General features: G+C 68.1%; 20 protein-coding genes and 3 pseudogenes. 6 read left to right on the forward strand and 17 right to left on the reverse strand.

Annotated elements, in window-relative coordinates:
- Positions 1 to 20: 20 nt before the first annotated feature.
- Positions 21 to 974 (reverse strand): annotated as a pseudogene (locus MNOD_RS39200) (acetyl-CoA C-acyltransferase); the annotation flags it as partial.
- 80 nt (positions 975 to 1054) lie between these two features.
- On the opposite strand from MNOD_RS39200, the gene MNOD_RS45215 reads away from it, so the two are divergent.
- From MNOD_RS45215 to MNOD_RS39210, 3 genes are all read left to right on the forward strand, one after another.
- Complete coding sequence (locus MNOD_RS45215) at positions 1055 to 1336, forward strand: hypothetical protein (protein WP_012631147.1); 282 nt, start codon at positions 1055 to 1057, stop codon at positions 1334 to 1336.
- Positions 1337 to 1396: 60 nt separating this feature from the next.
- Positions 1397 to 1870, forward strand: a complete 474-nt coding sequence (locus tag MNOD_RS39205) for a YidB family protein (protein WP_012631148.1) — start codon at positions 1397 to 1399, stop codon at positions 1868 to 1870.
- A 143-nt stretch (positions 1871 to 2013) separates the two neighbouring features.
- Entirely contained in the window at positions 2014 to 2277 is a 264-nt protein-coding gene (locus MNOD_RS39210) for a zinc-binding metallopeptidase family protein (protein ID WP_012631149.1), read from the forward strand.
- Here MNOD_RS39210 and MNOD_RS39215 read toward each other — a convergent pair.
- The 11 genes from MNOD_RS39215 to MNOD_RS39265 form a co-directional block, all read right to left on the reverse strand.
- Positions 2265 to 3704 (reverse strand): dihydroorotase, encoded by a 1440-nt coding sequence (locus tag MNOD_RS39215; RefSeq protein WP_012631150.1) that lies wholly within the window; start codon positions 3702 to 3704, stop codon positions 2265 to 2267. The genes MNOD_RS39210 and MNOD_RS39215 overlap by 13 nt on opposite strands.
- A complete protein-coding gene (locus MNOD_RS39220) occupies positions 3701 to 5098 on the reverse strand; it encodes an MmgE/PrpD family protein (protein WP_012631151.1) in 1398 nt (465 codons plus the stop codon). The genes MNOD_RS39215 and MNOD_RS39220 overlap by 4 nt, the downstream gene beginning before the upstream one ends.
- Positions 5095 to 6465 (reverse strand): FAD-dependent oxidoreductase, encoded by a 1371-nt coding sequence (locus MNOD_RS39225; RefSeq protein WP_012631152.1) that lies wholly within the window; start codon positions 6463 to 6465, stop codon positions 5095 to 5097. Before MNOD_RS39225 ends, MNOD_RS39220 begins: the two co-directional genes overlap by 4 nt.
- Positions 6462 to 7853, reverse strand: coding sequence for an MmgE/PrpD family protein (locus tag MNOD_RS39230; RefSeq protein ID WP_012631153.1), 1392 nt, complete (start codon positions 7851 to 7853; stop codon positions 6462 to 6464). Before MNOD_RS39230 ends, MNOD_RS39225 begins: the two co-directional genes overlap by 4 nt.
- 3 nt (positions 7854 to 7856) lie before the next feature.
- On the reverse strand, positions 7857 to 8540 hold the full coding sequence (locus MNOD_RS39235; RefSeq protein WP_012631154.1) for an ABC transporter ATP-binding protein: 684 nt from the start codon (positions 8538 to 8540) through the stop codon (positions 7857 to 7859).
- Between the two features lie 4 nt (positions 8541 to 8544).
- Entirely contained in the window at positions 8545 to 9303 is a 759-nt protein-coding gene (locus MNOD_RS39240) for an ABC transporter ATP-binding protein (protein WP_012631155.1), read from the reverse strand.
- On the reverse strand, positions 9303 to 10184 hold the full coding sequence (locus MNOD_RS39245) for a branched-chain amino acid ABC transporter permease (RefSeq protein WP_012631156.1): 882 nt from the start codon (positions 10182 to 10184) through the stop codon (positions 9303 to 9305). The genes MNOD_RS39240 and MNOD_RS39245 overlap by 1 nt, the downstream gene beginning before the upstream one ends.
- 2 nt (positions 10185 to 10186) lie before the next feature.
- Positions 10187 to 11155: a branched-chain amino acid ABC transporter permease gene (locus MNOD_RS39250; protein ID WP_012631157.1), complete on the reverse strand. Its 969-nt coding sequence runs from the start codon at positions 11153 to 11155 to the stop codon at positions 10187 to 10189.
- Between the two features lie 35 nt (positions 11156 to 11190).
- Positions 11191 to 12345 carry an ABC transporter substrate-binding protein gene (locus MNOD_RS39255; RefSeq protein WP_012631158.1) on the reverse strand — a complete coding sequence of 385 codons (1155 nt, stop codon included), beginning with the start codon at positions 12343 to 12345 and terminating at the stop codon, positions 11191 to 11193.
- 76 nt (positions 12346 to 12421) lie between these two features.
- Entirely contained in the window at positions 12422 to 13105 is a 684-nt protein-coding gene (locus MNOD_RS39260; RefSeq protein WP_012631159.1) for an isochorismatase family protein, read from the reverse strand.
- 11 nt (positions 13106 to 13116) lie between these two features.
- On the reverse strand, positions 13117 to 13983 hold the full coding sequence (locus MNOD_RS39265; RefSeq protein WP_012631160.1) for an isocitrate lyase/PEP mutase family protein: 867 nt from the start codon (positions 13981 to 13983) through the stop codon (positions 13117 to 13119).
- Positions 13984 to 14470: 487 nt separating this feature from the next.
- Here MNOD_RS39265 and MNOD_RS39270 point away from each other — a divergent pair, with 487 nt between their 5' ends.
- Entirely contained in the window at positions 14471 to 15172 is a 702-nt protein-coding gene (locus MNOD_RS39270; protein ID WP_012631161.1) for a GntR family transcriptional regulator, read from the forward strand.
- Positions 15173 to 15212: 40 nt separating this feature from the next.
- Here the strand turns inward: MNOD_RS39270 and MNOD_RS49755 are convergent.
- Positions 15213 to 15705, reverse strand: a pseudogene (locus MNOD_RS49755) (IS6 family transposase); the annotation flags it as partial.
- Between the two features lie 179 nt (positions 15706 to 15884).
- Between MNOD_RS49755 and MNOD_RS45220 the strand changes: the two are divergent.
- Complete coding sequence (locus MNOD_RS45220) at positions 15885 to 16472, forward strand: NAD(P)H-dependent oxidoreductase (RefSeq protein ID WP_012631162.1); 588 nt, start codon at positions 15885 to 15887, stop codon at positions 16470 to 16472.
- A gap of 285 nt (positions 16473 to 16757) precedes the next feature.
- On the opposite strand, the gene MNOD_RS39280 is transcribed toward MNOD_RS45220, so the two are convergent.
- Together MNOD_RS39280 and MNOD_RS39285 are read right to left on the reverse strand one after the other, a co-directional pair.
- Positions 16758 to 17132, reverse strand: a complete 375-nt coding sequence (locus MNOD_RS39280) for a response regulator (protein WP_012631163.1) — start codon at positions 17130 to 17132, stop codon at positions 16758 to 16760.
- A 153-nt stretch (positions 17133 to 17285) separates the two neighbouring features.
- The gene (locus MNOD_RS39285) at positions 17286 to 18440 is read right to left on the reverse strand and encodes a sensor histidine kinase (protein WP_244424889.1); all 1155 of its coding nucleotides are present in this window, start codon (positions 18438 to 18440) and stop codon (positions 17286 to 17288) included.
- Positions 18441 to 20146: 1706 nt separating this feature from the next.
- Here MNOD_RS39285 and MNOD_RS39300 point away from each other — a divergent pair.
- The gene (locus tag MNOD_RS39300) at positions 20147 to 20419 is read left to right on the forward strand and encodes a DUF2312 domain-containing protein (RefSeq protein ID WP_012631167.1); all 273 of its coding nucleotides are present in this window, start codon (positions 20147 to 20149) and stop codon (positions 20417 to 20419) included.
- A gap of 128 nt (positions 20420 to 20547) precedes the next feature.
- Here MNOD_RS39300 and MNOD_RS50895 read toward each other — a convergent pair.
- Both MNOD_RS50895 and MNOD_RS50900 read right to left on the reverse strand, forming a co-directional pair.
- Positions 20548 to 20832 (reverse strand): annotated as a pseudogene (locus MNOD_RS50895) (ATP-binding domain-containing protein); the annotation flags it as partial.
- A gap of 2 nt (positions 20833 to 20834) precedes the next feature.
- On the reverse strand, positions 20835 to 21086 hold the full coding sequence (locus MNOD_RS50900) for a hypothetical protein (RefSeq protein WP_043753958.1): 252 nt from the start codon (positions 21084 to 21086) through the stop codon (positions 20835 to 20837).
- Positions 21087 to 21161: the final 75 nt, after the last annotated feature.

Genomic DNA, 21161 nt, shown 5'->3' on the forward strand with positions numbered 1-21161 from the left:
GTCTCCCCTACCCTCCCTGATCACACGCGCTCGATGACACTCGCGATGCCCTGGCCGACACCAATGCACATGGTGCAGAGCGCCCGTTGCCTGCGCGACAGCACGAGCTCCTCTGTGGCCGTCATGATGAGGCGCGCGCCGCTCATCCCGAGCGGATGGTCGAGCGCGATGGCGCCGCCGTTCGGGTTCACATGCTCGGCGTCTTCCTTGACGCCCTGGGCGCGCAGGACGGCGATGCCCTGCGCCGCGAAGGCCTCGTTGAGTTCGATCAGGTCAGTCTCGCCGAGCGTCAGCCCCAGCCGATCCAGGAGCTTCATCGTGGCCGGCACCGGGCCGATGCCCATAACGCGCGGGGCGACGCCAGCGCTCGCAGCCCCGAGGAACCGGGCGCGCGGCATGAGGCCATGCGCGCGAACGGCTCGTTCCGAGGCGACCACGATGGCCGCTGCGCCGTCGTTGACGCCGGACGAGTTCCCCGCCGTCACGCTGCCGTCCGGGCGGAAGGCCGGCTTCAGCTTGGCCAGCTGCTCCAGGGAGGTGGCGCGCGGGTGCTCGTCGGCACTCACCTCGACCATCTCCCGCCCGCGGCGGGCCCGAACCGGCACGATCTCGCGCGCGAGCCAGCCGTTCGCTTGCGCCCGTGCCGCCCTCTCCTGGCTGCGCAGCGCCATGGCGTCCTGGTCGGCCCTCCCGACCCCGTACTCCTCGGCCACGTTCTCGGCCGTGATCCCAAGGGGATCGACGCCGTAGCGCGCTTCCATGCGCGGGTTGATCAGGCGCCAACCGATCGTGGTGTCCTGGATCGTGGCCTCCCGCGCGAAGGCGGTCTCGGCCTTGGGAAGCACGAACGGCGAGCGGCTCATGCTCTCGACGCCGCCAGCGATGTAGAAGTCGCCCTGCCCCGACGCGATCGCGCGGGCAGCCTGCGCGACAGCCTCCATTCCCGAGCCGCAGAGGCGGTTGACGGTAGCACCCCGATGACTTCGTCAGGGGCCGATGTGGAACGTCCCGGCGAGTCGGGTCGTTCTCCAAGCCCTTGTGACGGGAGGCCGGAATGAGAACCGCAGGAACGGCAGCGGTGGCGATCGTGCTCAGCGCGCTCGGCATCGGAGCCGCCGAAGCGAAGGGCTGTATCAAGGGCGCCATCATTGGCGGCGTAGCCGGGCACTACCTTGCGAATCGCGGGATCGTAGGAGCTGTAGCCGGCTGCCTGGGCGGTCGTTACATTGCGTCTCGCAACGCTCGGCGCGAGGTCGATTACGGCGCGCGCGTTGCTCCGCCTGGCAGCGGCTACGGGCCGGGACGTCCGTATTCGCGCCGGGAGTACAACTACTAGGGTGCAGGATGCTCGGAACGCGCCGGATTACGCCTGCGCAACAGCTACGGAGCGGAAGACATGAGCGAGGGTTATCCGTCCATGACGGCCCTTCTGGGCCTTCTAGCCCTGGCAGGCTACCAGAACCGGGACAAGCTCGCAGAGCTGTTCGGCGGGGGCGGGCAGCAAAGCGCACCGGTTGCCGGTGCGCCAAGCGGAGAGGGCAACTCGGGCGGCTTGGGGGGCCTTCTCGGCAGCCTCGGTGGGGCTCCGGGCGGCGCTGGAGCGGGACGTTTCCTTCATAGTGGTCTCGCTGAGATGCTGGAGCGCTTCCAGCAGAGCGGACATGGGCCGATTGCGCAGTCGTGGGTGAACCACGGCCCGAACCAGGAGATCAGCCCGCAGCAGCTTGAACAGGCGATCGGCCCGGACGTCCTGGCCACGCTGTCGCAGCGCACCGGGCTGTCCCGAGAGGAATTGCTGTCTCGTCTCTCGCGAGACCTGCCGCAGGCGGTTGACCGCTACACGCCCGACGGCAGGGTGCCAGCTTACTAACGAGGTTCCGGCCTCTCACCCGCTGACTTCAGCCTACCTAGTTGTCTGGACGCGAAACCTCCTTGGCGGCCGCTACAACCTTGAGCGCTTTGGGGAGCGCGTCCAGACACCACGCCGCCACGCTCGCCATGCTGCAGGAGTAGATGGGGCAGGATGTCGTTTTCGATCTCCCGCTCGCCGATCTGCCAGCCGTCGGAACCGAGCCATCGGACCGGCTCGCGATGACGAAGTCTTGGATCGTTCGCGAGGTCACGCAGGCCGCAGGCGAGGTGATCGGGATGCCTTGTTTCACCGACGGCTCGGTGTTGCAGGGAGCATTCGGCAGGTGTCCGACAGTCATCCTCGGCCCTGGCGAGCATAGCCAAGCGCATCAGACGAACGAGTGCTACGGCATTCAGTGGGCGTGAAGCAGGCCGGAGGGCGCTGCGCATCGATGTTGAGTCGCAAGGCTGCGTGAAACGTAACGCCCGATGCCAATTCTCTCGTCCTGAAGCGCTCCGTCCCGCAGCACAAGGTGGCCACGGACGGCAGTGTGCACGACGCGGCCCCTGAACTGCCAGCCTTCGTACAAGGAGTAGCCGGCGCTCGACAGGACGGCTCCCCGGTCGAAGGTCCAGGCGGCGTCGAGGTCGATGACGGCGAGGTCCGCGTCTAGCCCCGGTGCGATCGCACCCTTGCGGTGCGCGAGCCCCATCAGGCGCGCCGGATTGGTCGAGACGAGATCGACCACGCGCTCTAAAGAGAGACCGCGCGCATGGTAGCCTTCACTGAGCAGCACCGGGAGCAGGGTCTCGAGGCCGGGGCAGCCCGGCGACGCGGCCCAGATGCCTCCCGCCTTCGCTTCGAGCCCGCGATGCACGTGATCGGTCGCGATGGTGTCGATGGCGCCCGACAGGATTCCCGCCCAAAGCGCCTCGCGATCCGCCGCCTCGCGCAGGGGCGGGTTGATCTTCCCGAGGTCGCCCCCAGTCCAGCCGATGTCGTGGGTCAGGTAGTGCGGACAAGTCTCAAGGAAGAGAGTCGCGCCTGCCTGCCGCTGACGCAGGCCCGCCGCCAAGGCTTCGGCCGAGGAGGTGTGGACCACGTAGAGGGGTGCCCCGGCCGTCTTGGCGACATAGCCGGCGCGCTGCACCGCATCGGCCTCCACGAAGGGCGGCCGACTCGCGTTCCAGGTGGCGAGGCCTCCGATTCCGTCAGGATCTGCGGCCTTGGCGCGGTCCCGGGTCACCCAGGCAAGCTCGATCGTTTCGGGATGAGGGCAGACCATGCCCCCGGCACGCGCGGCCGCCTCGCACAGGCGCAGGAGAAAGCCATCGTCGATGTCGGGCAGCCCGAGGCGCGCGCCCTCGCCGCCGCGGTTGTTCATGAAGATCTTGAAGGTTGGGGCGCCGAACTCCCGGGCGCAGCGCTCCACCTCGGCGAGCTGTTCTTCCGTCGAGATGATCGGGTGATAGCTGAAGTCGATCCGCGACCCGGCCTGCGTCACCGCGATCACCTCCGGCAGCACCGTGGAGAAGGGCTCGCTCGTCATCAGGTAGGGGATGAAGCAGGTGATGCCGCCCGATGCCGCCGCGGCGCTCTCGCGCGCGGCATCCTCCGGCACTCGGGGTCGCGCAATGTCGCGGCCGTGGCCGAGGTGAAGGTGCACGTCGATGGCGCCCGGCATGACGACGAGGCCGCGCGCATCGAGTTCGGACGGAGCCGTTGCGGGCGCGCCGGGGGCGAGGATCGCGGCGATGCGGCCGTCCCGAACGGCGATGTCGCACGCGGTGCGCCCGCGCCCTGGGAGAACGGCTTCGCCGCCGCGGATGAGGAGATCGTAGTCCGTGCTCATGCGTCGCTCCGAGCGGGATGTGATGCGGCTTTGGATAGCGCGGCCTCCAGCGCGTCGAGGCTCGGAGCTGCCGTGAGCTCGTCGACCGCCGCTTCCACGCCTCGAATGGCGTCGGATGCGAGGGCGCGGGCGGCGTTGCTGCGGAATTTCTCGCGGACCGCCGCGGCCTCGGCGGGCCGGCCGGCATTGCCATAGACGTCGTCGACCCGCACGTGATGCTGCTCGCCATCCCGCATGAGCGCCAGGATCTCGGCCTCGAACACTGCGGGAAAGCGCGCGCCGGCCAGGGGCTCCCAGCCGATGCGTCGGCTGAGCGCCCGCACCGCCTCGCCGGCTGGCGCCTCGAAGGTGGCGAGGTCGACGCGGCCCTCCACCAGCCGCGCGGCGACCACCACGGGCAGGCTCCAGCGCGCGGCATGGCCGGTCACGGGGGCCTGCTTGGCCTCCCAGGGCTCGCAGATGACGGGGCCTGCGCCCGCCGGAACCCTGCAGGTCAGGGATGCGATGTCGTCCGCTTCCACGCCCCGGGCCGCCAGCATGCCGGCCGCTTCCACGAAGGGGTGCAGGTAGTGGCAGCAGGGATGGAACTTGAACGCGGCGTCCTGCAGGTGCCAGACGGTGCCGAGGTCATCGAGCGAAGCCGCGAAGGCTTCCGCCGCCCGGGCATCGCCCGCAAAGGCCGCGAACAGCCCGCACCGCCCCTCGAAGGCGGTCTCCGGCCCGGTGAGGCCGGCCTGCGCCAGGGCTGCGGCCGTCAGGCCGGCGTGAGCGGCGAAGCCCGGATGCAGCGACTTGACGGAAGCGCCGTTCGTCAGGAACTCGAACCCGCCCGAGGCGCCGCTCAGCGCGATGCCAACCGCCGCGACGGTCTCGTCCTCCGACAGGCCGGCGAGCTCGGCGGCGATCAGCGCGGCGACCAGGGCACCGCCCACCGAGGTGATCTGGAAGCCCCATGCCTGGAAGGCGCCCGGCGCCGCAAGGCCGATGCGGATCAGAGCTTCCCAGCCGAGGGCGTAGCCGGACAGCACCGCCGCCCCCGAGCTTCCGGCGGCCTGACCCGCCGCGAGGGCGGCCGGCGCGAGCACCGCCGAGCCGTGGACGATCGAGCCCGTATGCGTGTCGTCGAATTCGAGGCCGTGGATCAGCCCACCGTTGACGAGCGCCGCATCCGCCGGCGCGGCCGTCGCGGACAGGCCCAGGATGGGGGCCGGACCGCCGCGCGCCACTCCGGCGGCGTAGCGCCGGTAGGGGGCACCCGCCTCCGAGGCCGCCGCGGCGAGGCCCACCCCGATCGCGTCGAGCAGGTGGAGGCGCGCCGCCGCATCGACCGCCGGCGGCAGCTTGTCCCGCGCGAGCGCACGGACGCGCCGGGCGAGGCTGCGGGCGATCGTCACGGCGTCCGTCCGAGTTCGCGCGCCGCGGCGAGCGCGGCGAGGCGCCCGAGCGCGATGGCCGACAGGAGGCCATTGCCGGAAGCGTAGCCGAGCGCGCCGGACCGGCCGCTGATCCCGGCCGCCGCGCCGCCGCCTGCGAACAGGTTCGGCACCGGCGTTCCATCGGGCCGCAGCACCCGGGCGTCCCCGTCGACCTTCAGCCCACCCTGCGTGTGGAAGAGCCCCGGCACGACACGGCCGATGTAGAAGGGCGGCTCCAGCGGCCCGAGGCCGAAATCCCGCCGGCCGTGGCGATCCGGCGCGGTCCCGGCGGCGGCCGCGTTGCGCATCGCGATCTCTTCCCCGAGCGCCGCCGCGTCGAGGCCGAACGGGCGGGCGATCTCGGCGGGCGTCTCGCCGCGCTTGAGCCCGCCATAGGTCCAGAGTTCCATGAACTCCTCCTCGGCCGCCGCGACGTCGAAGATCTTCTGGTCGAACACGACATAGGCGTCGCCGCCGCGCGACAGCACGATCCGGGCATAGCCCGAATAGCCCAGGCTCTCGTCGCCGAACCGCCGGGCGTCGTCGCCTACGATGATTCCGCCCTTCTCCACCGTGGTCCAGGACAGAAGGCTGCCTTGCGGGTAGGCCACGGCGGCATAGCCCTGGTAAGCGGCCATGTTGGCGAGGGCCGCGCCCAGGCGCTCGCCCCAGAGCACCGCCTCGCCGGTGGAGCCTCGGGCCCCGAAATACTGCGCTCCGGCGATTTCGGGGCAGAAGCGCCGCACGAGGTCCGGGTTCGCGGCGAAGCCGTTGAGCGCGAGGATCGTCTTGCCTGCCCGGATCTCCGTGCGCTCGCCCTCGACGCTGACGATCGCGCCGCGGACCGCGCCGTCCTCCACGAGGAGGTCGGTCGCCCCGTTGCCGACGGCGATCGGGATGCCGCGCCGCTCCGCCGCGGCGACGAGATCGTCGACGAGGTCCTGGCCCCGCCGTGAGACCGGGGCGTGCAGGCGCGGCACCGAATGGCCAATGTGCTTGTAGGCGGTGATGAGCGCGAGCCGCGCCCCGACCGTGTCAACGAGCCATTCCACGGTCTCGGCCGAGACGCCGGCGAGACGCTCCACCAGGGCGCGGTCGTCGGTCTCGCGGGCGATCGCCATCAGGTCGCGGACCATGCGCGCCGGATCGTCGTCGATGCCGGCCTCGCGCTGGAAACGGCTGCCCGCCGCCGGCACCGAGCCGGTCGAGAGCGAGGAGTTGCCGCCGGGCCGCTCCTGCTTCTCGATCACCGCCACGCTCGCGCCGGCATCGTGCCCGGCCACCGCCGCAGCGAGCCCGCAGGCGCCGGCACCGATCACCAGGATATCGAGATCGTCCTCGCTCACCGCACCACCTCACTCGTCATCTCGGCCACGCAGTCCCGCCACGGCGCCGCACCGCGCCCGCCCTGAACGATCGCGCCGAGGCAGGACGCCATCCGGGGAAAGCCCCGGGTCGTCTCGCGAAGCTTCTCAAGCATCGTGCCGGTGTCGAAGGGCTGGTCGGCTCCCCCACGGGCGCTCTCGCACAGCTCCGTCAACCACGCTCCGTCGCGCAGCCGCCAGGTCACGCGGGAGGGCCGGTCATGCGGCGGCGGACCGATCTCCGGAAGGGCCTCAAGCCGTACCCGTCGGCGCAGCGCCGCGATCTGTGGATCGTCGAGGGTGCGCTGGTCGAAAGCGCCCTGCCCTCCCGTCCCCGTGATGGCCGAGGCCGCGACGGCATGAGGCATCGAGAACTTCGCCGCCAGCACCGTCGCCGGCTCCACATTCGTCAGGGTGAGGCCCCGCGGATGGGTCTCGACGACGATCTCCTCGATCTCCTCCGGCCGACAGCCCGCGAACCGCTGGCGGAGCGCCAGGGTCGCCTCGATTGCCGCATGCGCGTACTGGCAGCAGGCGAAGACCTTGTGATAGCCGCCGAGGACGGCCCAATCGGTCCCGAGCCCCTCCGCCAGCGCCTGCGGCACGCAGCCGGTGCCGAAGGCGCCGGCGAAGACGTCGTAGAAGCTCTCGGGCAGCCCGGCGATCCCCGCTTCCGCGCCGTCGGCCGCGCGCAGGCCGATCCAGGCGCCCGCGGAGGTCCAGGCATTGCGCACCAGCGCGCCCTCGATCGCGTGGTCGTAGGGGCCCGCGAACGCCATGGTGGCGGCGGCCGACACCGCGTCGAGGAGCCGCTCCGCATCGAAGCCGCGGATGAGCCCGATTCCGGCCGCGGCTCCGATCGTCGCGAAGGCCGCGTGCGGGTGCACCGTCATGGTCTCGAACGGGAAGGCGCGGGCGCAGCGCACCGCGATCTCGTAGGAGACCGCGAGGGCCGCGAGCACGGCGGAGACCGTCTCGCTGCGCGCCTCGGCCTCGGCGAGCAGCGCCGGCAGCACGTAGGCGCCGGCGTGGCAGGGCGCCCCGCGATAGCCTTCGTCGAGTTCGCACCACGTGGCCGCGAGACCGTTCGCACTCGCCGCCGAGGCCCTGTCGAGGCGGGGCGCGCCGGGCGCGAAGACCGTCGCCTCCGGCACGCCGGAGGAGCGCGCCAGCACGGCGCGCATCCGCGCTACCGGCGGCTCGTCGGCCGCCGCGACCATCGCCCCGAGGTCGTCTGCCAGGATGAGGGCGGCCCGGTCCCGCACGGCGTCGGGCAGGTCGCCCCGTACGGCCTCCGCGGCCCAAGCGGCAAGGGCGCGGGCGGCCTCCGCAGTCCGGGCCCGCAGGCCGGCGTCGCGTCGCGCCTTCATGGCTCAGAACCACTCCCAGAGATCGGGCTTGGCCGAGAGGGTCTCGGCCGTGCCTTCGAAGACCGTCCGGCCGGATTTCAGGATCAGGCAGTGCTCGACGACCTTCAGGGTCGCCGGCACGTTCTGCTCCACGATGATGAGACCGGTCCCGAAGGCGGCGTTGACCTTGGCGAGCTGGCTCATCACGTTGCGGACGATGACGGGCGCGAGGCCGGTCGAGGGCTCGTCGAGGAGCAGCCATTTCGGCTGGGTCATCAGCGCCATGCCGAGAGCCAGCATCTGCTGCTCGCCGCCCGAGAGCGATCCGGCCCGCTGGCTGCGGCGCTCCTCCAGGAGCGGAAAGATCTTCAGCACCTCGCCGACGAAGCCGCGGTCGAACAGCAGGCCGGCCGTCGCGAGGTTCTGGGCCACCGTGAGGTTGGGAAAGACGTTGTGGCCCTGGGGCACGAAGGCGATGCCGCGCCGGATCGTCGCCGGCACGTTGCCGGGCCGGACGGGCTCGCCGTCGAACACCACCTCGCCCGCGCGGGCCGCGTGAGCCCCTACGATGCAGCGCAGAAGCGTGGTCTTGCCGGCGCCGTTATGGCCGAAGATGCCGAGCCGGGCACCCGCCGACAGCCGGGCGGAAATGCCGTCGAGGGCGGTGAGCGTGCCGTAGCCGGCCGAGAGCGAACGGATCTCCAGCATCGTCTCAGGTCCCGAAATACAGCTCGGTCAGGCGCGGATCGGCGATCAGGTCGGCGACGGGTCCGCGCGCCAGCACCTTGCCGGCGAACATGAACACCCCCTCGTCGCAGAGGTCGCGGATGAAGGCGACGTTGTGCTCGACGACGCAGACCGCGACGCCGCCCGCGGCCACGTCCCGCACCACCTGCTGCATGACCTCGTAGGCCTGCCCCTCGACCCCAGCCATCGGCTCGTCGAGGAGAAGGCAGCGGGCGTCGTTCATGAGGGCGCGGGCGACGCCGACAAGCTTCTGCTGGCCGAAGGTGAGGTCGGCTGCGCGGGTCGCGGCGACCGCCGCGAGCCGCGTCCGCTCCAGGATCTCGCGGGCGCGCCGGCGCGTCTCGGCCTCCTGCGCCCGCACCCCGAATGGATCGAGGGCCAGGCGCAGCAATCGGTCGCCCGGGTAGCGGCGCGGCCCCACCATAAGGTTGTCGAGGACCGACAGGGACGGGAATAGCCGGAGATTCTGCCAAGTGCGGGCGAGGCCGAGGCCGGCGCGGCGGTGCATCGGCAGTCCGTCGAGGCGCTGCCCGTCGAGGCGGATCGTGCCCGCATCGGACGGGAAGACTCCGGAGATCAGGTTGAACAGCGAGGTCTTGCCGGCGCCGTTCGGCCCGATCAGCCCGACGATGCGCCCGGCCGGGAGCGTCAGGTCGATGCCGTCCGCCACGACGATCCCGCCGAAGCGCTTGTCGAGGCCGGCGATCTCAAGGACCGGCGTCATCAGGCGGTCTCCCGCTTCGAGGGGCGCCACGCGTCGCCGGCGGCGATCAGCCCTTGCGGCCGCCAGAACATGAAGACGAGGACGAGGCCGGTGAACATGAGGCCCTGGAGCGGGCCGAGCAGCGCGGGCGGCAGGTCGAGGAAGGTGATCGCCTGGGGCAGCGCCTGGAGCAGCACCGCGCCGAGGACCGGCCCCCAGGTGGTGCGGATGCCCCCGACGACGACCATGGTGAGCAGGGCAGCCGATTGCAGGATCTCGAACTGCTCCGGGGTGACGAAGCGGAAGTAGTGGGCGTAGAGGGCGCCCGCGAGGCCCGCGACGGCTGATCCGAAGGCGAACACGGCGACCTTCATGGACACTGCATTGCGTCCCAGCCCCGCGAAGGCGAGTTCATCGTCACGCATTGCGCTCAAGGCCCGGCCGTAGGGGCCGTGCGCGATGGTCCAGTTCAGCCACACCGTCAGGGCGGCGAAGCCGAGCACCAGCGCCACGTAGGCGCCGCGGCCCGCCTCGTGGACGAGGAACGGCGGGATGTTGGTCAGGCCGCCGGCCCCGCCGGTGACGGCGATGTTCTTGATCGCCTCGAGGACGCCGAGCTGGAAGCCGATGCTGGCGATCAGCAGGTAGTCGCCCGAGACGCGCAGGGACGGCAGGGCGACGGCCGCCGAGGCTGCCGCCGCAGCGAGCGCACCGCAGAGCATCGCGAGCGGAACCGGAACGCCGAGGTCGCGGGCGAGCAGCGCCGAGACGTAGGCGCCGATCGCGTAGAAGACCGGGTGAGCGATGGAGATCAGTCCGGCATAGCCGATGATCAGGTTGAAGCTCGACGCGAGCGCGATGCTCAGCCCGATCAGGATGGCGAGGGTGAAGAGATAATCCATGATCAAGCCTTTCCCCGACCCGAGGCCGCGGCGGTCTCGGCCGGCTTCGTTTCGCCGAGATCGACGCGCGCGATCCGGCGCGCGAGGCCGCGCCGCCGGTCCGGCAGGCGGATTCCGTTGGGCAGGAAGACGATGGCGAGGAACAGAAAGACGTAGAGGAGGAAGCCCTGCCACTCGGCCGGGATGAACAGGACGCTGGCGTTCTGCACCACGCCGAGCGCCACCGCGGTGAGGGCCGCCCCCCAGAGATTGCCGATTCCGCCGATGATGGTCGCTGCGACCGCAAACAGCATCAGCTCGATCGAGGTCGTCGGCTGCACCTGGGCGCGGGAGCCGTAGAGGCACATGCCGATGCCGACGAGCAGGCCGGCCGTCACGATGGTGGCGAGATACACCCGGTCCTTCTCGATGCCGTAGAGCTCGGCGAGATCCGGGTTGTCGGCGACCGCGATCATGAAGCGGCCGGTCTGGGCGTAGCGCAGGAAGCCGAACAGGAGCGCCAGGGCACCGACCATGCTGGCGATCGCCGGCAGGTCCCAGTCGCTCACCGCGACGTTGCCGACGAGCGTCACGGGCCAGAACAGCGACGGGAAGATCGTGGTCGGCCACGTTCCGAAAATCAGCATCGCCAGATAGGCGACCATCTCGGACACGATCAGGGTGAAGATGAAGACGAACATCGGCGTCGCCCGCCGCCGCCGAAGGGAGCGGAAGCCGACGAGTTCCAAGAGCGCACTGGCTGTCACCGCCGCGACGAGAGCGAGGAGGCAGCCGAGCCAGCCGGGCAGGCCCGCCATCGAGACCGTTGCATGCGCGGCGTAGAACGCCACCGTCATCACGGCGGCCTGGGCGAAGTTGAAGATGCGGTTGACCTTCAGCACGAGCGCGAAGGCCACCGCGAAGAGCACGAGGTAGGTGGACGTCGCGAACGACGTCCACAAGACCTGCGCGAGGATGTCGAAGGTCAGCATCGGTTTCCTCGCCTTCCCGGACGGCAGAGCGCGCCCTACTCGACCACCGCCTTCTGCACCCAGCGCCCGCCCTTCACTTCCATCAGGAAGACGGGCTTGTTCACCGTGTGGTCGTCGTTGATGACGAGCTTGCCGGTGAGCGGCAGATCGAAGCTGCGGATCGCCAGCATTTCCTTGCGGAAGTTCTCGCCGGAGAGCGGGATCTTCTTCTCGATCAGCGACCGGTAGACCTCGGCCACGATGTAAGGCGCATCGTAGAGATACTGGGTATAGGGCAGGCCGTTCGGCTCCCGGCCGACTTCCTTCTTCCAGCGCTCGACATAGGCCGCCACGGCGGGACTGTCGGTGACGCCCGGCGCCAGCGAGGTGGCGATGACGCCCTCGGCGGCCTTGCCGAGCTGCTCGATCAGCTTCGGATTGTAGACCGCCGAATAGGACGAGACCGGCAGCGTGAGGCCGAGCTGGCGCATCTGCGCGATCACCTGCGGCGTATCGGCGACGAGGCCCTGGATATGCACGATGTCGGGCTGCGCGGCCCGGACCTTGAGCAGCGGTCCGGTCCAATCCGACGCGCGCGGATCATAGGCCTCGTAGGCCACGACCTGCCCGCCGGACTTGGCGAAGACGTCGCGGTAGATCTGCGCCGCGACCGTCCCGGTCTCGTTGTTGATGTAGAGGACAGCCGCCCGCTTCTTGCCCATCTGCTTGGCGGCGTAGGTCGCCACCGCCGTGATGTCGACCGAGGCGAGCGGGAAGGTGGTGTAGGTGTAATCCCCGAGCCGGGCGATCTCGGCGGAATTCGCGCCGACCGAGAGTTGCACCGTGCGGCTGTCATTCGCCACGGGGGCCACTGCCTTGACCACCGCCGACCACGCGCTGACGAAGACCGGCACCTTGTCGACCGAGATCAGCCGGTTCGCGGCCTGAATGCCCGCCTGCGGATCCGCGCGGGTGTCGAGCACGATCATCTCGAGCTTGCGGCCGGCGACCCCGCCCCTCTCGTTGATGGCCGCCACGGCCCACTCGGCCGCCTTGACCTGGTCCTGGCCGTAGGTCGCCTGACCGCCCGACAGGGGCATCGCCATGCCGAAGCGCAGCGCCTCCTCGGCCCGAGCGGGCCCGATGGCCGCCGCCGCGAGCGATGCCGCCAGGAAGGCCCGGCGGCTGACGGATGGCGCGCTCTGTCTCATGGTCGCTCTCTCTCTCTGGCGGTGTCGCTTCCCGGCGGCGAAGCCGCGCCGCAGGGGTTCTCTCGGGCGGCGGTCGTCAGACCAGCGCGCGCAGGGCTTCCAGGGCCTCGTCCGTCGACATCACGTCCGCGTATTTCGAGGCCATGTCGAACAGGTTGACCGCGTGCGAGGTGGCGCTGCGGTCGTAGACGGCATCGTGGGGCACCAGGACCCGGAAGTTGTACGCGAAGGCATCGACGACGCTCCCGCGCACGCATCCGCTCGTGGAGCAGCCCGTCACCACGAGGCTGTCGGCCTGGAGATTGATGAGGTAGCTCGTGAGCGGCGTGCCGAAGAAGGCGCTCGGATGCTTCTTCGGCAGCAGGATGTCGCCCTCGCGCGGCGCGATCTCGGGGGGGAATTCGTAGCCTTTCGCGGCGACGGTCATGATCGCCGGCACCTTGTCGGACAGGCGTCCCCGGTCGAAGGCCGCCTTGGGCGCGACGAGCGGGTAGAGGACGGGCCAGCCGCGCTCGCGGAACAATCCGAGCAGCCGCTCGATCCGCTCCACCGCCGCCCAGGCGACGTCGCCGCACGCGGTGGGATATTCCTTGATCGCCTCCCAGAACGGCATCGGCGTCGTCCCGGTCGTGCGGTACTGCACGTCGATGATGAGGAGGGCCGGCCGGCGCCCGAGGCCGGTCGCACGGCCGAACCCGGCGGCGTTGTAGGCCCGCTGCTCCTCCTCGGAGATCAGGCCGTCCCACGGCTTGCGGTCCATCCCCGGCCTCCTCAGGCTGCCCGGTAGCGGGCTTCGAGCGCGTCCCATTCATCCTTGGCGACCGCCCGCTGACGCTCCTCGAATGAGGCGAGCCGGTCGGCGACAGCGGACAGCGAGCCGTCTCGCTTGAGCGCCCCGAGCACCTCGTAGGAGGCCTTCAGGGCCGCCTGCAGGGCCGCGTTGGCGTAGAGGACGATCGAGAACCCCATCTCGGCCAAGCGCTCGCGCCCCGGGTCGGGCGTCTTCCCGCCGAACACGATGTTGGCGACCTGCGGAACCTTCAGGTCGCGGGCGATGCGGCCGAGTTCCTCGGCCGACACGGGCGCCTCCACGAAGGTCGCATCGGCGCCCGCCTCGATGTAAGCCTGCGCCCGCTCGATCGCGCGTTCCAGCCCTTCCACCGCCCGGGCATCGGTCCGGGCGATGATCTGAAGGTCGCCGTCGCGCCGCGCATCGACCGCCGCCTTCACCTTCTGCACCATCTCGTCCCGCGGGATGACGTCCTTGCCGGTGAAGTGGCCGCACTTCTTGGGAAAGACCTGGTCCTCGATCTGGATTCCGGCGGCGCCGGCGCGCTCCAGCAGCCGCACCGTCCGGATCATGTTGACGGCGTTGCCGAATCCGGTGTCGGCATCGACGATGATCGGGAGCGCCACCGCATCGGCCACGGCCGCGACCGTGCTCGCGACCTCGGTGATGCTGGTCAGCCCGATGTCGGGCGCGCCGAGCTGCATGTTCGCGACGCCTGCGCCGGTCACATAGACCGCCTCGAACCCGAGATCCTCGATGACGCGGGCGAACAGGGCGTTCGCAGCGCCCGGCACACTGACCGCCTCGCGGCGCGCCAGGATGGATTTCAGGGTCTGTGTGGCTCGCATCACCGGGCGTTGTCCTCACGCTTGCTGCGGCCGTCCCTTGCGGCGGCGCTCTTGGGCGACTGGCGCCCTGTTCTCGCGAGCAGGTTCGTGCATCCTCAGCAAACTGTCAACAGTTTGCGATGTGTCGGTCGCGCATCCGTGACGCCAGGATGGTCTGCGCGTGACCTCAATCATACCAGTCCTGCGGCTCTGCCGCGTTCCCGGTGGCATGATTTCGGCCTCGCTTGGCTTTCAAATTCCTGAGAAGGCATGCTTTTTTGAGGATGAGAGACCTGGCGCTCTGCCCTTGTTGCAATTTGAACGTGGTGCAAATTCGAGCACGGCCGCGCCTTCCCCTTCTCACCAACGATCAACATTCTGGCACGGTGGAGATGTCTTGGCAGGTCGTCGATCTTGCGCCGGCATGGCGGTGAGCCAAGGGGCCCAGCCGGATGTTGACAGTTTGCACAAGACGTGAGTTCGTGGCGTCGGTACCCTTGGTGACTGCATGACCGCCCTTTTTCCGATTGCAGCCACGTCGCTGGTCGACGAGGCCTTCACGAAGCTCGTCGCGGCGATCACGTCGGGCGAGTTCGCGCCGGGCGAGCGCCTGTCCGAGGCGGAGCTGGCTCGCCAGCTCGGGATCAGCCGGGGGCCGCTGCGGGAGGCCCTGCACCGGCTCGAAGGCCGGCTCGTCGTACGCACTCCCCGAATCGGAGTGCGAGTGGTCGAGTTTGACCGCGACACGCTCGAGCAGCTCTTCCTAGTCCGGGAGGCGCTGGAGGGCATGGCGGCGCGGCTCGCCGCCGAGCGGATGACGTCCCGCGAGCAGGATGAGATCGCCAACCTGCTCGACCGGCATGCCGGCCAGCCCGACGTCGCCTCCGGAAAGAGCTACGTTCAGGTCTCGACGGACGAAGACTTCCACTTCGCGATCGTGCGAAGCTCGCGCAACCCTCGTCTGGAGCAGCTCCTCCTGGACGAAGTGTACTACCAGCTGCGGCTTCACCGCCTCCGGTCGAGCACCCGCCCGGGCCGGGCTCAGGCTGCCCTGGCCGAGCATCGGGAGATCCTCGCGGCGCTGCAATCCCGGGATCCGGATCGGGCGGAGGAGGCGATGCGCAAGCACATCCGCAGCGCGCGCTTCAGCGCCTTGGCCGACCTCGAGGCCACAGGAACATCCAAGTCACGGAGCAAGCATAAAGCGTAAACTAATTTTGAAATTTAATGAGCAAATGAATGTGGCTCGGGTTCTCGGCCCGGGCGTTCTGACGCAGACCCTGCTCCTGCTGGGCGCTCAAGCCAAGCTCTCGGTGCGCGGCCGCGTCGGCGCGGAGCTTGCCCGTTACCAGTTTCTCTGGGGCGAAGCCCTGCTTCATGATCAGCTTGCGCAGGAGCTTCAGCGCCGCCTTCTGGTCGCGCCTGGGCTGCACCAGCAGGTCGAGCACCTCGCCTTCCGCATCCACGGCCCGCCACAGGTGCAGGCGCCGGCCCTGGATCGAGACCACCATCGCATCCAAATGCCAGGTGCTGGCGGGCCGGGGCCGCCGGCGGCGGAGGGTGCGGGCGAAGGCAGGCCCCGACCTTGATCGCCCATCGCCGGATACTCCCGTACGCGACACAGATGCGGCGCTCGGCCAAGAGTTCCTCGGCATCGCGGTCGCTGAGGCGCAGATGCAGCCCGACGGCGTGGCGGATGATCTCGGGTGGGAACGGGTGGCGGGCGTCCGAGACGGGCTGCAGGCCCCCTGCCCTACTGCGGCCGGAGCCGGGGTGCCATCGCTTCGCGCGACAATGCCGCTGGGCTAGACACCCCTCCTTTGGTTCAGTAAATCATAGCTCAACTAATCTACGTGCTTCGCAATAACAACCAGCGTAGATCAAGCCGCCTCTGGACAGATATCGGCCGAGTCAAAACAAGCATGCGCGTATTGCTGATCTACTCCCATCCCTGCTCTGACAGTTTCTCCTCCACGCTTCGCCAGATCGCAGCTGAGGCCCTGAGTTCTGCTGGACATGAGGTGGAGGTTCGTGACCTGTATGCCGAGAGTTTCGATCCAGTTCTCAGTGAGCAGGAGCGCCGAACTTACTACGATGAGAGTACTATCTCGGAGGGCGCTGGCGATCACGTAGCTTCTCTGAGGCAAGCACAGGCGTTAGTGTTCGTGTATCCAACTTGGTGGTTTGGGTCACCGGCCATGCTGAAGGGCTGGTTCGATCGAGTTTGGCTGCCCGGCGTAGCGTTCCGGTTGAGTGGTCCGAATGACCTTCAACCCCGACTGACGAATATCCAGCGCATCGTTGTCGTAACGACATATGGCTCACCACGATGGCTGCTCTGGCTATTGGGCTGGCCAGACTGGCGGGTGTTCAAGCGGGCTATCCGGACGTTGTGTGCCCCTCGTTGTCGGCTCGAATGGCTGTCGCTCACCGGCATGGACAATTGTACGGATGATAAACGTCGGCGATTTGCCGCCAAAATTCGGGTCCGTCTATCAAATTGGAAGTGAAGAGCAGTTGCGAGCCATTTGAGTATTGGCGGCATTCATTACAATACTGCAACTCTGACTGATAATCTGAGGATCATGGGTGAGTTCTTCATCCGAGGACCGTTGCGGGTGATCGGGTGGTCCGCTACAGGCCTGATGCTACTGGCCGCGATCACGCTCGGCGTCATATCGATCCGGTGACGTGGAGTGGATTGTCCGCTCTGAATCTCCGGCCTCGGCTACTGAACGGTTCACCGACTGCCATGTAAGCTGGAGACCTCGACCATCTGTCAGAGCGGCGGACTGCTACTTGTCCCCGAGCAGCCCGCTCAGGTGGTCGAGGACGGTTTCGACGGACGCTGGCTTTACGATCCAGGGGGCACGCTGAAAGACGGACGGCAGTGATGCCGTATGATCGTAACCACTATAGACGATGAACGGTATTCCACGGCTCTCAAGGTCTTGGGCGAGCGCGTCACACGGACCATCTGCGAGCGTGTTGTCAAGGATGGCAGCAACCGGCTCGTTGTAGCGCAGCCACTGTTCGGCTTCAGAACAGGTCGTGAAAGGGCCAGCAGCCGCGAAGCCACGAAGCTCTAATTGGTCGGCAAGCTCAATACCGATCAGGGCTTCGTCTTCTGCAATGAGGATACAGCCGCGCGACACGCGTTCACCGGTCATGACACTTCTTCCACCTCACGCCAGGACTCTGTCAGGGCGTATCAGAATGAAGCGCCACAAACCGCAGGTGGCGGATTATTTCCAAACATAGCTCACCATAGCTCGGCCCACCGCCACGGGCCAGTTCGTCCGAATCGTGGACTTCGGAGCCACTTAATACTCCGGAACCAGCCGCGCTTCAATTAACGGGGCCGTGATACTGACGTGAAGCCCCTCGGTCAGGAACTCAGTTTTCACCTCTGCCCCGCACTGCACCTCCAGCATTCGTTGGATCTTCATGCCCACGCCAGCCCGGAACGGTTTCCGTGCACGAGGCCCGCCCTGCTCAGACCAGTTGAGATGCAGCAGGCGTTTGCCATCCTGCCTGATGAGGCTCCACTTCACTTCGACCTTGCCATCCGCCGAAGAGAGCGCGCCATGGCGTTCGGCATTCGACCTGAGTTCATGAAGAGCCATCCCGAACGGCACGGCGAGGTCCGCGGCGAGGTCAAGCTCAGGGCCGTCCAGCACCACGCGGCCATTCCTATGTTTGATGTGCCACTCGAACTCGTGCGCGAGCATGTCATGCAGGCGTGCAGTTTGCCAATAGTCGTCGGACAGAAGGGCCTGTGTCCTGGCGAGAGAGGCGATCCGGTCGGCGAAGGAGCGGTATAGCTCATCGACGCTGCCGCTCGCTCGCGTGGTGACGCCGAACAGTGCTTGCAAGACGGCGAGGTTGTTGCGCGTGCGATGATGAAGCTCGCGCACGAGCAGGTGCTGCCGCGTCTCGGTTTGGCGCACCCTGGACAGCGCCTCGTCGCGCTCGATCACTGTCCGGCGTAGCTCAAGCTGGTTTGTTACCTGCCGGGATAGAGTCATCAACGCCGATGCCTGCTCACTGCTCAGACCCGGTCGCGGATTCCGGTCGAGCACACAGAGACTACCGAGTGGCAGCCCGTCCGGCGTCTCCAACCGTGCTCCCGCGTAAAAGCGGAGGTAGGGGCAGCTCGCGATCAGAGGGTTGGTTGCGAACCTCGCGTCCAAGATCATATCCGGCACTATGGTGAGCCCAGGCGCGAGAACCGTTGTGGCGCAAACCGATGCATCGATCGGTGTTTCTCTGATGCCCAGGCCCACCTCAGCCTTGAACCATTGTCGGCGGTCTTCGACGAGGCTGATGGCCGCCATTGGCGTCTGGCAGATCTGGGCGGCTAACTGGACGATCTCGTCGAATCCGTCCTCATTGGGAGTATCGAGAACTTGGTAGGCGCGCAAAGCCGCCAGCCGCTTCTCCTCATCCCACGCTGCGCATTCACTCGCACCTGCCACGCGCGGCACCCTTAACGCTGGATATACGGCAACGACGCAGCTTAGTCCGGGGTTCAAGCGCGGGAGGCGCTTTCTCCAAATTCCAGCCTCCGGCATGACCGACACTCGCGCCGGACGATCGCCTGCACGATCAAGCGGACCAGGAGTGACGGATGGGCGGTCCGGGAGTTCGCGGAAGAGGTGTCGGTGACCGAAGGACGGCGAGGAGGCCGAAGCGGGGCGAGGCTCAGAGCCGGCCAGCGATGCCGACAGACGGGCCGCAGCGGAGCGGCGGGACGGCTCCAGCTCCGTTATCGGGCTGATCAACTCAGTTAGAAAAGCCTTAGCTGCCGGCGTGAATCGCTCGCACAGCCATGGCCAACCACCATGCGCCGTATGGCCTCTGGACGACAAGGAACCTGCCCCCTATCTGACGCGTAACCTCGCCGAAGTTCGATTGGGCGAGCTGTCATAGCCAGTCAGGATAACAATGACGCGCAAGCGTGTGCAGCGGCCGTTCACCGTGGAGGTCAAGGGACGGAGCCGCCTACAACCCGCAGGTCAAGAGATCTCCAAGCCTTCGACATCATCGCCGCCGCCTTCGGTGCTCTGGGCCGGAACTGACCTCGGCCGCGAACTTGCCCGCGCAGGCGAGAAATTCTCGAACTTGGTGAGCGCTCGCCCAGCCGAGAAGCAGAAGGTCGAGGCCCGACGCGTCCTCCCGAGCCTGCTCGTGGCTGAGCCGATCACCGTCGAGCCGGACCCGGAACCGACGCTCGAACCACGCCTGCCCCGTGTGCGTCGGGTGACGAGCGCGAAGAAGGTCACCAAGACCACGCGGTCGAAGCGGAATGCCGCTTCGCCGGCGAACTCCCAGCCGCCGATCCGGGTCGAGCCTGCGCCTCAGCCGACGCCGGCCACTCCGGCCAGATCGGCCGCGCCTCCAATCCCATTGCGGGTGACGCGGTCGCGTCGATCGCGTGCGGAGGCGGTGCAGCCCCTCAAGCCCGGCCAGCGCTGGAAGCGGCGGCTCTCGCGTTTCTGCCGGTAGCGCTCTCGCCGCTCTCTCCGGCTCACACGCCGCCTGCACCCTGCGCGACCACGACATGGTAGACTGGGTGCAGGCCAAGCGCGCGCGATGAAGCCGGACAGCCCCGAAAGCTTGGTGTTTGGTGAGCGAGCAGACGGCACCATCGCGCACATCACCGGGCAGCCTGTGCGGACATCCAAGCCCGGCGCATCAAGTCGCTGGCACCCGACCGCGTCGCCGACTGCGGCCTCTCTCACGCGATCGGCGTGGACGTGCCGGGTCTTGGCTGCTTCCAGGTCGCACCGCGTGAATGTCAGGCGGCGGTCTTGGAGCAGGTTCTCGACCAAGCGGTCACGGGCAGCAGATCGGTGATCACACCGGCTGAGTCCCTGCGGCAGTTAAGGCAGCGAGGCTGGGTGCGCAATCGCTTCCTTCGGCTGACCGCCGCCGAGGCCAGCGCCTTGACAGGGATCGAGTTCTCCTTCGCGCCGCCTGCTGCAGCAATTTCAGCCTGGGCCACAGCTGTGGCACGGTCCGGCATCCTCGTTCCGGCCGGCGGGGCCGAGCGCTGGACGCTATGGAACGGGATCATCCCGGCGCTGCGTGACATTCGCCGCCCTCGCTCTGCGTTCACGACTTAACGGCTTGCTTACGACGATGCCCGAGGCTGCCCCTTCGTAGCGAGGAAGGAGCAACCATGAGCGACACGGCTGGTATTCCTGGCGATCGCATTCGCACCATCATCGAGCGGGTCGAGAAGCTCGAAGAGGAGATCAAGGATCTCACCGAGGCCAAGAAGGAGATCTTCCTGGAGGCGAAGAGCGACGGCCTCGACGTGAAGATCCTCAAGGAGATCATCAAGCTGCGCAAGCAGGACCAGGACGAGCGCGACGAGCACGAGACGCTGCTCGACGTCTATCTGCGCGCCATGGACGCGCCAACGCCGACTCCGAGCGCGCAGGCGGCCTGAAGAACTCGGACCGAGCGATTTGTAGGTGCGCGAGCGTCGGTGCCTCGCGCGTCGCTACGTCCGCGCCGGTATGTCCTCGGCTGCACCTCCTTCCTCGGAGGAGATGGCGCGAGCCGATTGTGATCCCGTCATGGCTGACGAGCTTGACAGCTGGTCAGCCACTTTCCGAGCTTTGTGTAGCGCCATTTCGCGGTCCTGCCGCGCACCGCCATGTCGATCGCCTTGCGTTGGCCGATCAGCACGACCAGCCGCTTGCCGCGCGTCACGCCCGTGTAGAGCAGGTTGCGCGCCAGCATGGTCCAGTGCTGGGTCGTGATCGGGATCACCACTGCCGGGTACTCCGACCCCTGGCTCTTGTGGATCATCGTCGCATAGGCGGGCACCAGCGTGTCGAGTTCCCCGAACGGGTAGACTTTTAGCCGAACCGCTCTACCAGCGCAGGCGGATTCCCGACGCCTGGTCCTCCGGTGAGGATGGAGAGCTTGGCGCCGAGCATCAGGCGCACCGCCTCGGCCTGAGACGGGGAGAGCACCTTGCCCGTCTTCTGCTCCGCCCAGGGACGGGCGTTGCCGAGGTTGATGTCAGGCCAGGGCGGTGCGCCTGCTGCTCGCGCGCTCAACCGCTCGGCGATGCTGCGCTCGGCCGCGTGCAGGCCCTTCAGGAACACGCATTAGAGTCCGTCCGATAAGTCATAGAGCGCCTTGGACGCGCTCTATGACTTATCGGACAGATGGGGTGATTG

The organism is Methylobacterium nodulans ORS 2060, assembly GCF_000022085.1.
In the GTDB taxonomy this organism is placed as follows: Bacteria; Pseudomonadota; Alphaproteobacteria; order Rhizobiales; family Beijerinckiaceae; genus Methylobacterium; species Methylobacterium nodulans.

Coding starts and splice junctions, on each gene's coding strand:
- MNOD_RS39210 (WP_012631149.1), top strand. CDS start 2,014: ATGGGGCAGGATGTCGTTTTCGATCTCCCGCTCGCCGATCTGCCAGCC.
- MNOD_RS39205 (WP_012631148.1), top strand. CDS start 1,397: ATGAGCGAGGGTTATCCGTCCATGACGGCCCTTCTGGGCCTTCTAGCC.
- MNOD_RS39240 (WP_012631155.1), bottom strand. CDS start 9,303: ATGACGCCGGTCCTTGAGATCGCCGGCCTCGACAAGCGCTTCGGCGGG.
- MNOD_RS45220 (WP_012631162.1), top strand. CDS start 15,885: ATGCGCGTATTGCTGATCTACTCCCATCCCTGCTCTGACAGTTTCTCC.
- MNOD_RS39250 (WP_012631157.1), bottom strand. CDS start 11,155: ATGCTGACCTTCGACATCCTCGCGCAGGTCTTGTGGACGTCGTTCGCG.
- MNOD_RS45215 (WP_012631147.1), top strand. CDS start 1,055: ATGAGAACCGCAGGAACGGCAGCGGTGGCGATCGTGCTCAGCGCGCTC.
- MNOD_RS39260 (WP_012631159.1), bottom strand. CDS start 13,105: ATGGACCGCAAGCCGTGGGACGGCCTGATCTCCGAGGAGGAGCAGCGG.
- MNOD_RS39245 (WP_012631156.1), bottom strand. CDS start 10,184: ATGGATTATCTCTTCACCCTCGCCATCCTGATCGGGCTGAGCATCGCG.
- MNOD_RS39235 (WP_012631154.1), bottom strand. CDS start 8,540: ATGCTGGAGATCCGTTCGCTCTCGGCCGGCTACGGCACGCTCACCGCC.
- MNOD_RS39280 (WP_012631163.1), bottom strand. CDS start 17,132: ATGACCGGTGAACGCGTGTCGCGCGGCTGTATCCTCATTGCAGAAGAC.
- MNOD_RS39215 (WP_012631150.1), bottom strand. CDS start 3,704: ATGAGCACGGACTACGATCTCCTCATCCGCGGCGGCGAAGCCGTTCTC.
- MNOD_RS39255 (WP_012631158.1), bottom strand. CDS start 12,345: ATGAGACAGAGCGCGCCATCCGTCAGCCGCCGGGCCTTCCTGGCGGCA.
- MNOD_RS39270 (WP_012631161.1), top strand. CDS start 14,471: ATGACCGCCCTTTTTCCGATTGCAGCCACGTCGCTGGTCGACGAGGCC.
- MNOD_RS39265 (WP_012631160.1), bottom strand. CDS start 13,983: ATGCGAGCCACACAGACCCTGAAATCCATCCTGGCGCGCCGCGAGGCG.
- MNOD_RS39230 (WP_012631153.1), bottom strand. CDS start 7,853: ATGAAGGCGCGACGCGACGCCGGCCTGCGGGCCCGGACTGCGGAGGCC.
- MNOD_RS39300 (WP_012631167.1), top strand. CDS start 20,147: ATGAGCGACACGGCTGGTATTCCTGGCGATCGCATTCGCACCATCATC.